Origin of the sequence: Ancylobacter dichloromethanicus, from assembly GCF_018390645.1 — a bacterium.
In the GTDB taxonomy this organism is placed as follows: domain Bacteria; phylum Pseudomonadota; class Alphaproteobacteria; order Rhizobiales; family Xanthobacteraceae; genus Ancylobacter; species Ancylobacter dichloromethanicus.
Genome location: NZ_JAHBGC010000001.1, coordinates 1 through 10680, shown reverse-complemented (window position 1 = coordinate 10680; position 10680 = coordinate 1). Strand labels below are relative to the sequence as shown.

11 protein-coding genes are annotated in these 10680 nt (G+C 66.1%); 4 read left to right on the top strand and 7 right to left on the bottom strand.

The window, feature by feature from the left end; translation table 11 throughout:
• Positions 1 to 32: 32 nt before the first annotated feature.
• The 4 genes from KHC23_RS00055 to KHC23_RS00040 form a co-directional block, all read right to left on the bottom strand.
• A complete protein-coding gene (locus KHC23_RS00055) occupies positions 33 to 317 on the bottom strand; it encodes an alpha/beta hydrolase family protein (RefSeq protein ID WP_213368048.1) in 285 nt (94 codons plus the stop codon).
• On the bottom strand, positions 318 to 860 hold the full coding sequence (locus tag KHC23_RS00050; protein WP_213368046.1) for an alpha/beta fold hydrolase: 543 nt from the start codon (positions 858 to 860) through the stop codon (positions 318 to 320).
• Between the two features lie 67 nt (positions 861 to 927).
• The gene (locus tag KHC23_RS00045) at positions 928 to 1980 is read right to left on the bottom strand and encodes a methyltransferase (protein WP_213368044.1); all 1053 of its coding nucleotides are present in this window, start codon (positions 1978 to 1980) and stop codon (positions 928 to 930) included.
• Positions 1981 to 2254: 274 nt separating this feature from the next.
• On the bottom strand, positions 2255 to 2893 hold the full coding sequence (locus KHC23_RS00040) for a DUF1223 domain-containing protein (RefSeq protein WP_246543918.1): 639 nt from the start codon (positions 2891 to 2893) through the stop codon (positions 2255 to 2257).
• Between the two features lie 299 nt (positions 2894 to 3192).
• Between KHC23_RS00040 and mtnK the strand changes: the two genes are divergently transcribed.
• Positions 3193 to 4458: an S-methyl-5-thioribose kinase gene (gene mtnK, locus KHC23_RS00035; RefSeq protein WP_213368040.1), complete on the top strand. Its 1266-nt coding sequence runs from the start codon at positions 3193 to 3195 to the stop codon at positions 4456 to 4458.
• A 50-nt stretch (positions 4459 to 4508) separates the two neighbouring features.
• On the opposite strand, the gene KHC23_RS00030 is transcribed toward mtnK, so the two are convergent.
• The gene (locus KHC23_RS00030; protein WP_213368038.1) at positions 4509 to 5009 is read right to left on the bottom strand and encodes a PRC-barrel domain-containing protein; all 501 of its coding nucleotides are present in this window, start codon (positions 5007 to 5009) and stop codon (positions 4509 to 4511) included.
• Positions 5010 to 5116: 107 nt separating this feature from the next.
• Here KHC23_RS00030 and KHC23_RS00025 point away from each other — a divergent pair, with 107 nt between their 5' ends.
• The 3 genes from KHC23_RS00025 (at position 5117) to KHC23_RS00015 (ending at position 8644) form a co-directional block, all read left to right on the top strand.
• Entirely contained in the window at positions 5117 to 5761 is a 645-nt protein-coding gene (locus KHC23_RS00025) for a cytochrome b/b6 domain-containing protein (RefSeq protein ID WP_213368037.1), read from the top strand.
• An 11-nt stretch (positions 5762 to 5772) separates the two neighbouring features.
• Positions 5773 to 6564 (top strand): molybdopterin-dependent oxidoreductase, encoded by a 792-nt coding sequence (locus KHC23_RS00020; protein WP_213368036.1) that lies wholly within the window; start codon positions 5773 to 5775, stop codon positions 6562 to 6564.
• Positions 6565 to 6625: 61 nt separating this feature from the next.
• Positions 6626 to 8644, top strand: coding sequence for a hypothetical protein (locus KHC23_RS00015; protein WP_213368035.1), 2019 nt, complete (start codon positions 6626 to 6628; stop codon positions 8642 to 8644).
• Between the two features lie 72 nt (positions 8645 to 8716).
• On the opposite strand, the gene KHC23_RS00010 is transcribed toward KHC23_RS00015, so the two are convergent.
• Complete coding sequence (locus KHC23_RS00010) at positions 8717 to 9523, bottom strand: SDR family NAD(P)-dependent oxidoreductase (protein ID WP_213368034.1); 807 nt, start codon at positions 9521 to 9523, stop codon at positions 8717 to 8719.
• An 82-nt stretch (positions 9524 to 9605) separates the two neighbouring features.
• On the bottom strand, positions 9606 to 10310 hold the full coding sequence (locus KHC23_RS00005; protein WP_213368027.1) for a glutathione S-transferase family protein: 705 nt from the start codon (positions 10308 to 10310) through the stop codon (positions 9606 to 9608).
• Positions 10311 to 10680: the final 370 nt, after the last annotated feature.

Sequence of the window (10680 nt, the reverse complement as noted above, 5' to 3'; positions counted from 1 at the left end):
AGGCCTCCTTCTCGGAGACCGTGAATCACATCTCAAACAGAATTAACAGGTCCTGAGCCTAGTTTCGACAAGTCGGCCCAACGGTCCCACGTCTTCAGATTTCCCGTGGGCAGGAACTCGTTTGGTCCTTGCATAGTGAGGTAGATATCCGGATTGATTCCCTCCAGCGCGCGCTGAACGGGATCGGGCCAAGGGTCCAGCCGACAGATATAGCGTGCATAAAGGTATTTCGTAATCAGATCCTGATACTCGGCTCCATCGGTCTCGCCATTATTTTCAAGCACGGTCAGGCGGGATTGCACGGAGGCCTGCATCATTCACCGCAACTGTCGCACATAAGAACTGTAGTCGGCGAAGCTGGCGGACATGTTCGAGAGCACGAAGGCCTGCGTGTGCTCTCGAAAGCGCAGCGCATATTCGAGGCCGAGTATGCCTCCCCAGCTGTGCCCGACGATGATCATGCGTCCGAGTCCGAGCGCGGCGCGCACCTCCTCCACCTCCTCAAGATAGCGCGACAGCCGCCACAAGGACGGATCCTTCGGTCTATCCGACAGCCCACAGCCTAGTTGGTCATGGAAATAGAGTTCGTAGCCCTGCTGCGGCAGAAAATCGGCAAAGCACTGCATGTATTCGTGGGACAGGCCAGGGCCGCCGCTGAGAAGCAGCACTTTCGTCGCACCGCGCCCGATACGCGGCGTCCACACCCTGTGGCCCGAGCTCAGGGTAACCCAGCGTATGCCATCGGGGCTTTCGCCCAAGGCCTGCGGCACGGATGGTGGATGGGGATCGGCCCGGCCGAGGCGGGGCAGCATCAGGGCGCCCGCAAGCGCCAACAGCGCACGTCGTTGAATGTACATCATTGTCCTCGCCATGGATGAGATTGCAGCAGGGCGCCACCGGCGCGGCCGCTTGCCGGCTACCCCGCCATCAGATGGCGACGGCCTCGAACCGTGAGTGGGTTGGCGTGAGGGCGCTGGCACCAAGCAGGCGAAAGCCGGCCTGGCTCAGCAGCCGGTCGTATTCCGCGGGCTGGCGTTCCCGGCCGCCGGCGGCAATCAGCATGGTGAGGTCGACCTGGCAGGCAAATCCGCTCGGCTGCCTTGCCATGGTGAGTTCGATGAGCATCAGGTGCGCCCCGGGCCGAGCCGAGGCACGACAGTTGCGCAGGATGACCGCGCATTCCGCATCGCTCCAATCGTGCAGAATGTGCCGCAGAATATAGAGATCTGCCGCGGGTACGGCGTCGAAGAAGCTGCCCGGCACGAACGACAGTCGGCTTGCGATCTCGCGGTCGAGCGGTTGCTCGCGCACCTGCTCGATAACGGATGGGAGATCAAGCACGATCCCGTTCAGGGCGGGATTGGCCTGCATCAGCGCCTGCAGTAGTGAGCCGCCGGCGCCGCCGACGTCTACGGCGGTGTGGACATTTGTGGTGCTAACCGCTGCGACGGCGGCAGCATCTATGTCGCGCGTCGATCCTCCCATGGCGCCAGCAACAGCAAGCCCTTCGGCGCGCCCCGCGTCGGACGCGTAGTAATCCCAAAGAGACTGGCCAAGCGTGGCTTCGGTTTGCGTGCGCCCGGTCCGGAGGGCGTCGTCAAGCCTTCCCCACGGCGCCCAATGCCCGGGCCCGCCCTGGATCAGGGCGAGATCCCGCAGGGAATGTGGGTTGTTCGACTGAAGCGTCCGCAGCAGTTCCGTCCCGGCGTAACCGGTGTCGTCCAGCATCGAAAGCAGCCCGAAGGCGGTACAGGCGCGCAGAAAGCGCTCGGCGGAGTCGGGATCGAGCCCTTCCGCCACGGAGAAAGCTCCGGCGGTAATCCGGCCGCGTTCGGCATGATCGGCGAGCGAGAACAGAGCGGCGTACCGGATCACCTGAACGATGCTCGCGCCAAGTATCATGCGGATCATTTCGCCGAAAGCGTCTTGGTTCATATTCCGTTCTGATGGAATCGTTTCATCCTTTGAAAAGTTCGTCACGGGAAGTCTCCATTGTCATGGATGAATGTCGGGCGCTGTTGCGGTCCCTACGTCGTCTTCAGGGATATTTGAGACGCCGGTCGACAGCCATGGACAATACAGTCGTATACTTCACGCCAGCGCCCGTTTTCGGCGGTGCCCCGGATGATCGCTGCCATTATCGATCGGTGGCTCGGCCCTGTACTTCGCCGAGGAAGTGGGGATGTCCAAGGCCATCAGCCGTTCGCTGCGCGACCCTCCCGGTCGGCAGTCCGCGGGCCCGGCAAGAACAGGTTCAGTCGGTAGCCGCGGCGAGGATCGGCCCGCCGCCGGGCTCCTGAACGAGTATCGCCGTCTTCAGTCCCTTGGGTGTGGCGGGCGTGCTGAAGGCTACGGCCTCGCCATTCCACCCGCCGAGCCGGGCCAGGTGATGGACGACGTGACTGTGGGGAAGCGTGCGTCCGGTGTTCTCGCCACGGCGCACCGGGACCTCTACCGTCGCGGGATCGAACCAGACCAGCCAGACATCGGAGCCGGTGCGGCCCGGCCGCCCCGCGCCCAGGTCGACGCGTTCGCGGCCGAGCGAAATCGCAGGTCCTGATTTTGGCGGGCTCGCCTCGATGAGAGCCTGCATTTCCCGCAGGTCGTAACCGATGGCGGAAGCACGGCCGTCCACCACCATCTGCGGCGTGAACGGACCGGCTTCGCCGAGCCTGGGTTCATAGACGGCCTGCCGCTGTGTGTAGGCCGGTTGGCCGAACACGTCCTTCCAGCCGAGATAGTCCCAATAGGTCACGCTGAAGGACAGGGCGAGAACGTCGGGACGCGCCGCCAGCTTGATCAAGTTGGCATTCGCCGGCGGGCAGGAGGAGCAGCCCTGGCTGGTGAAGAGCTCGACCACGGTCGGCTGCCGATGGGGCGTGACGAACTCCATCGCCGAGGCTGGCCCCGACAGGGCGAGCAGGGTTCCCGCTATCAGAAGATGTGAGCAAAGGCGCATCCTGTCGCTCCGGTTTCGGGTCGATGCCCAGGCAAGAGAGGGCGTTCATCCCCTGTTCGCGGTTTCGCTGCCGCTTGTTACGGACTCACGCATTCGTGTCGCGGCGGGCGGGTGCCGGCGGCCACTTCACGAAGCCGTGATCTCTGTAATGCGCGCAACCCTTTCGCCGTACCGCTTATGCGAGGCACAGCAGGGATTCTGCCGGCCTTCGCACCAGCGATGCGGAGACCGGGATGCTCACTCATTCGCCTTACGAGCCGTTGCAGGCCGACACTCTTGCCGACCGGCTGGGGGGGCTGCCGCAGATGACGGCGCGTATCGGCCCGCCCGCGCAGTGGCGGGTCAGCGAGATCGGCGACGGCAATCTCAACCTCGTCTTCATCGTCGAGGGGGCGGCCGGATCGGTGGTCGTCAAGCAGGCGCTGCCCTATGCGCGGGTGGTCGGCGAAAGCTGGCCGATGTCGCTCGACCGGTCCTTCTTCGAACAGGAGGCGCTGCTGCGTCTGGGGCGCCGCGATCCCGGCCGGCTGCCGGAAATCTATTATTTCGACCGCCACCAGGCGATCCAGATCATGGAGCACCTTCGGCCCCACGTCATTCTGCGCAAGGGCCTGATGGCGGGCGAGCGTTTTCCGCTCATGGCCGGGCAACTCGGGCGTTATCTCGCTCGGACGCTGTTCCGGGGGTCCGACTGGGCGATGGAAACGGCGCGGCGGAAGGCGGATCTCGCCTTGTTTGCCGGCAATGTGGAGCTGTGCGGCATCACCGAGGACTTGTTCTTCACCGATCCGTTTCATGACTGCGCGCGCAACAGCCATAGCCCGGGGCTGGACAGCGCCGTCGCCGCCATCCGCGCCGACCGCGAGCTGAAGCTGGCCGCCCTCGAACTGAAGGCGCGCTTCTGCGGCAGCGCGCAGACGCTGCTGCACGGCGACCTGCACACCGGGTCGATCATGGTCTGCGCGGCTGACACCCGCATCATCGACGCGGAATTCGCCACTTATGGGCCGATGGGCTTCGATATCGGCTCGCTGCTCGCCAATCTCTGGATGGCGGTCTTCGCGCTGCCCGGCCTTCGCCCCGACGACGAGGCCATGCCTGCCTATCGCGGCTGGATCCTCGACACCGCAGAGACGATCTGGACCACCTTCGCCGAGGAGTTCACGCGGCTGTGGCATGGTGAGCGCGGGGGCATTCTCGGTGGCCGGGAGCTGTTCGAGGACCAGGCCGATGCGATCGGCAGCGAACTCGCCCTGAACACGATGCTTGACGGCATCTGGCGCGACGCGGTCGGCTTCGCCGGGATCGAGATCCATCGCCGCATTCTCGGCCTCGCCCATATTCCCGAATTCGAGACGATCACCGACGAGGCGCGGCGCGCCGGCTGTGAGTATCGGGCGCTGATGGCTGGGCGGGTGCTGGCCGTCGAGCGCGGGCGTCTGGCCACCATCGGGCAGGTGCGCACGCTCATCGCCCGGCTGGAGGGCCGCGACCTGTGACGGGCGCGCGGTCCTCCAGCTGTGGGGCGCGGCCGAAGGGCTGGCGCCGTTCAGCGACGCGAAATGGCGATCCGGATGATGTCGTCGGGCGGGATCGGCGTTCCCTCGCCATCCTTCCAGGTCGGCAGCTTGGGGAAGTCCTTCCGGGGCAGGTCCAGCACGTTCAGGTGCCGGCCGAGGATAGCCACGGTCTCGATCGGTACGCCGACCGGGCGGCCGCCATAGCCGAACCAGCCGCCGAACGGCATCACCAGCACGATATGGCCGTCGGGGGTGCGCACGACCTCCTTCACATGGCCCAGCACGCGGTCGTCATAGTCCTGCATCGGCAGGCCGATCAGGTCGCCGACCCGCACCTTCTGCGGAAAACGCCGCTCCATCCGCTGCTGCGGCGTCAGCGCGTCCTGCTCCGGCCCGGGCTGGGTATGCGCGCCACCTTCCGCGCGCATCGGCTTGGGGTCTTCGGCCTGGGCGGCTGCGGGCATGCCGCCGATAAGAGAGACCCCAAGAAGCGAGGCCCCAAGAAGAAGACAGGAAAGTTCACGGCGCATAATGGCGGCCTCCTTAGGTGGTTCGGATGAACATGTAGTGATGATTTTGATAATCATCAAGTATATTTTGCGTTATCTGCAAAATTTGACAATATAGAGGGTCTGAAATGAAGCGCATGCACCCTGCGGTCGTGAGGATCATGCATTGGACCAACGCGATTGCGATGGTCATCATGATCATGAGCGGCTGGAAGATCTATAATGACGAAGTCATCTTCGGGTTTCTCCACTTTCCCGATGCGATCACGCTGGGCCCCTGGGCCCAGCACGGCCTGCAGTGGCACTTTTTCGGTATGTGGATTCTTGGGCTGAACGGGCTCGCCTATCTCATCTATGGCCTCGTCTCGGGCCGGTTTCGCCGCCTTCTGCTGCCGATCTCGCCGCGCGAAGTCATCCGCGAGGCGCTGGCCGCGCTGCGCTTCCGCCTGCAGCACGCCGATCTCACCCATTATAACGCCGTGCAGAAGACGCTCTATGTCGGGGTAATACTGGTCATCATCCTGCAGGTGATCTCGGGGCTGGCGATCTGGAAGCCGGTGCAGTTCTCGTTCCTGACCGCGTTGTTCTACGATTTCCAGGGCGCGCGGCTGGCCCATTTCTTCGGCATGGTCGCGATCTGCCTGTTCATCGTGGTGCATGTCTCCCTCGCCCTGCTGGTGCCGAAGACGCTGCTGGCCATGATCACCGGCGGCCCGCGTGTCGACGACGACCCAGCCGCCCGCGCGTCGTCGGCCCCCGCCTCGAACATGTGAAAGACCGAGTCATGTCCATCCTTCGACGCCCGACCTCGCTGTTCCGCCCGCGCCGCGGCCCGGACCAGAGCCTGCTCACGGAACACCGCGCGCTCATCGAGGATATCGACCGGCGCAAACTGCTGCGCGGGGCCGTCAGCCTCGGCGCGCTGTCGATGCTCACCGGCTGCAATATCGCCGAGCAGAGCCAGGTGCAGAGCGCGCTGCGCACGGTCTCGTCCTTCAATGACTGGGTGCAGGCCAGGATCTTCGATCCGAACAAGCTGGCGCCGACCTATTCCGTCGACCAGGTGGTCAAGCCGCCGCGCTTCAACGCCTATTACGAGATCGAGGACGTCAAACCGGTGGACCTCGCCAGCTGGAAGCTGGAACTGAGCGGGCTCATCGCCGACAAGCGGCCGTGGAGCCTCGACCAGATCTATGCCTTTCCCGAGCAGGAAGAGATCATCAAGCATATCTGCGTCGAGGGCTGGGACTATATCGGCCAGTGGTCGGGCCCCAATCTCCGCCAGTTCCTGACACGGATCGGCGCCGACCTGACGGCCAAATACGTCGCCTTCCACGGACAGGACGATTATATGGAGAGCATCGACATGGCCTCCGCCCTGCACCCGCAGACCATCCTCGCCACCAAATATGCCGGCGAGCCGATTACCGATCCGTTCGGCGCGCCGCTGCGCCTGCGCACCGCCGTCAAGCTGGGCTTCAAGAACCCCAAATGGGTCCGGGCGATCGAGGTGACCAACACCTATCAGGAAGGGTTCTGGGAGAAGCAGGGCTTCAACTGGTTCAGCGGCCTGTGAGGGTCTTGAAGGGGCGCGCGCTTCGGCTTCGCGGGCCCGGCCGTGCGGCCGGGGAGCCGTGATGTTCTCGTTCGGATCGACCCTTCTGGCCGCCGCGGCCGGTCTCGTCCTGTGGACGGGCGCAGGCTATGTGCTGGGGCGTGCTGTCGGGTTCGGCCGCGCGCTGGCGCTGCCGCTGGCGCCGGCTCTCGGCTGGACCGTGCTGAACGCCTTAGCGCTTGAAATCTCGCGGTGGGTGGGCGGTCCGCTGGTCGTCGCCACTGTGGGTGCACTGGCTCTGATGATGGGCGGCTGGTGGCTGCGCGACCGGCGCGTCGTCGCGCCGCCCGACGACACGCCCGCCATGCCGTTCTGGCTCTTCCTCGCCGCCGCCATTGTGGCGCTGGTGCCGGCAATGGCGGTGGTGCCGAAGGAGACGCAAGCGGGCATCGCGCTCGCCCCGGCGATCTTCGATCATTCCAAGATCGCGCTCATCGACGCGATGGTCCGGGACGGGATGCCGCCGGTCAATCCGTTCTACGGCCCGCCGGGCGAGCCGGCAGGCGTCGCCTATTACTATCTCTGGCACTTCGGCGCCGCCCAGCTCGCCAGCCTTACCGGTGCCCGCGGGTGGGAGGCCGATGCCGCGGCAAGCTGGTTCACGGCATTCTCGACGCTGATGCTGATGGCGGGGCTCGCGCTGCACCTCACCGCTTCGCGCCTCGCGGCCTCGTTCACCATCGCCCTGTGCTGCGGCGGGTCGCTGCGGCCGATGCTCGAAGCGTTGTTCGGCGCGCAGGCGCTCGGCCACATCCTGCGTCCGGCGACCGGCTTTGCCGGCTGGCTGTTCCAGTCGAGCTGGAGCCCGCACCATGTCGCGGCCGCCGGTGCGCTGGTGATTGCCGCGCTTGTGGCGGTAAGGCTGGCCACAAACCCGAGGGCGCTGACGGCCATCGTGATGGGGCTGATGGTCGCGGGGGCCTATCAAAGCTCGATCTGGGTCGGCGGCGTCGTGCTGGCCCTCGCCATGCTGGCGCTGCTTCCGCTGCTGTTGCGCAGCGTCCCTCCGGGTGGCCTGCCGCGCTTCCTTCTCGCCGTGCTCGGCGCGGCAGCCCTGGCGCTGCTGTTCGCCGCTCCGCTTCTGGTCGAGCAATATCATGCCGGGGTGATGCGCGGTGGGGGCAGCCCCGTCGCGATCTCTCCCTTCCCGGTTCTCGCCGATGGCGCCGCCGGTGGCTTCTGGCGGTGGCTCGACCTTCCGGCCTATTGGCTGGTGCTGCTGGTGGTCGAGTTCCCGCTGATCTATCCCGCAGGTGCCGTGGCGCTCTGGTGGCTGGCCGCGCGGGGTGATGCGGGCACGCTTTCAGGCCGGGAGGCGCGGGCGCTCGGGCTGCTCACGCTGGTCAGCCTCGCCGCGAGCGGACTGCTGGTCAGCACGGTGGGCGACAATAACGACCTCGGATGGCGCGCGGTGCTGCCCGGGCTCATGGTGCTGACGGCGGCGGCTGGGGCGGGTCTCGCGCGCCTCATGGAACGGCGCGGGCGAATCGTGCCGGGCCTCGCGCTCGCCGGCTTCGCGGCGAGCCTGGTGGGCGGCGGCGTTATCGCCGCCGGCAATGCGCGCGGCGAGGTGTCCTCCGACGCCGCCTGGTTCGCGCGGGCGCCCGCCATGTGGGCGGCGGTGCGGCGGCATGCGCCGGCGGGGGCGCGAGTGGTGAACAATCCCGCGCTGTTCGCCACCATGACGCCGTGGCCGGTCAATATTTCCTGGGCGCTGATGGCCGATCGTCGGTCCTGCTTCGCCGGCAACGAACTGGCGATCGCCTTCGCGCCGCTGTCGCGGCAACGGCGCGGCGCGATATCCGACCAGTTCCTGCGCGTTTTCGCCGGCGAGGGATCAGCCGGCGATATGCGTGCGCTGGCCAGGACCTATGGCTGCGATGTCGTCCTGGTTACCGCCCGCGACGGCGCCTGGGCGCGCGATCCTTTCGCGGACAGCCCATTTTATCGTCTGGCCGAGACCGAGCCGGCGGCGTGGCGCGTGTATGTCGCGACACCCTCTTCGAGCGCTCCGCCCCCGGTGCCTTCCATCACGCCATAAGGCAAGCCCGTAGCTGGGGGACGATTCCCCCAGCACGTCCTTCCCCTGCGCATGTGCCCTGGAGCGCCTGCTTCACAGTGCCGAGTGGTTTCCCACGGCCTCTTCCAGTGCCGCCTTCAGCCCAAGAAAACGTTCGTCGATGGCTGCGGGATTGTCACGGTTCAGGGTGATCATCTGCGCGCGCGTCTCGCCACCTCGGATGACCTCGAACGCCTCCGCCTCGATGCCGACGGCAATGGCTTCGGCGACGGCGGAGGCCGGCTCGCGGGCAAAGCCGAGGTCCGCGCCGGCGCGGTTCGACGCCATCATCGGCGTGTCGGTTGCACCGGGATAAGCGGTGAGCACGTGGATGCCTTCACCCTTCAGCTCGCGCCGAAGCGACTCGCCGAAGCGGGCGAGGCCGGCCTTCACGGCGGCATAAGTGGCATAGAATGGCGCACCGACCAGGGCGATGCCGGAAGCGACATTGACGACCGTCGCATTGCCGCTCTCCCGCAGTGCCGGCAAGGCGGCACGGGTCAGCAGGATCGGCGCCACGAGATCGACGTCGATCATCGCCTGGAGTTCGGCCTCGGCTGTATTCTCGAGCCGTCCGGCACGGACGCCACCGGCATTGTTGACGAGGACGTCGAGACCGCCGAGCGCGGCGAGCGCTTCCTTGAGCGTCGTGGCGCGACCTTCTGCCGAGGCCACATCGGCGACGATGCCATGGGCACTGAAACCCTGCGCCTTCAGTTCCTCCAGGGCCTGCGCGACGCGCTCGGCCCGTCGGCCGCTGATGGCGACATGCGCTCCCCGGGCGAGAAGGGCGCCGGCAAGGGCGAGGCCGATGCCGCTGGAGCCGCCGGTGATCAGAACGCGCTTGTCTTCCATCTTCATGGTGTCACCGCTTCATTGTCATGGATTTTGAGGTTGGCGGGTGCGCGCTGTGGCGTCGGACCCTGTCGCAGGCCGGCGCCGTTCACGCGGCCGGCGGATAGTTCGAGGGGTAGAGGGCGCGCCTGGCTTCCTCGTCGCTGGTCTTCTTGAACGGGTGATCCCTACCGATCTCGCGCGCCCGCGCGGCGGCCGGCCGTGCGTCGATCGTCTGGAACAGTCGCTTGAGGTTGGGGAAGGCGCCGAGCGGGTCATCCTCGCCCTTGCGCACGCGTCCCGCACGGTCGAGCCATCCCCATGCCGACATATCGACGATGGTATAAGCGTCGCCCATGATGAACTCCCGTCCAGCAAGACGATCGTTCAGCACCTGGTAGTGGCGCTCGGCCTCGCGCCGGTACCGGTTGGTGGAATAGGCCTCGCCCTCCGGCGCGGCGAACTGGAAATGGACGGCCTGGCCGGAGAAGGGCCCGAGCCCGCTGCCGAGGAACATGAGCCAGGACAGCATCTCCGGCCGGTCTTCCGGCCGACCGAGGAATGTGCCAGTCTTTTCCGCCAGATAGAGAAGGATGGCGGTCGAATCGAAGACGTTCACCTCCCGCCCGCCGGCGCCTTCCGGGTCGACGATGGCCGGCACCTTGCCGTTCGGGTTTATCGCCCGAAACGCCGGCGTGTGCTGCTCGCCCTTGCTGGTGTCGACCGGGATCATCTCATAGGCAAGACCCGCCTCTTCGAGAAACAGCGCGATCTTCATCGGGTTGGGCGTCGGGTGGAAGTAGAAGCGTAGCATCAAGGTGTTCCTTCTGTTGGCGAGATCGCAGGCGCAGCCGGTTTCGAGACCGGCCGCGGCGCCAGCATCAGGCCAGAGATGACGAGGGCGGTCGTTGTGACCTTCAGCGCCGGCACGGCGGGAAGTGAGGCGTTGAAGGGGACCGGGGCGAAGATGGCGGCGGCCTTGAACGGTATGCCCCCACGGCGGCTCAACCGAAGCGTATGGACAGCCCGCACGCCGGTGGCCCCGGCCAGGGCCGCAAACCCCGTCATGCTGCGCGGTCCATCGCCGATCGTCCTTCGCTCGGTCGCGGGAAGAGGAGGTGTCTCGTATTTTAGGGTCGGGACTCATAACCAGTAGCTGACGGTGGCCGCGATGCAGACGGCTG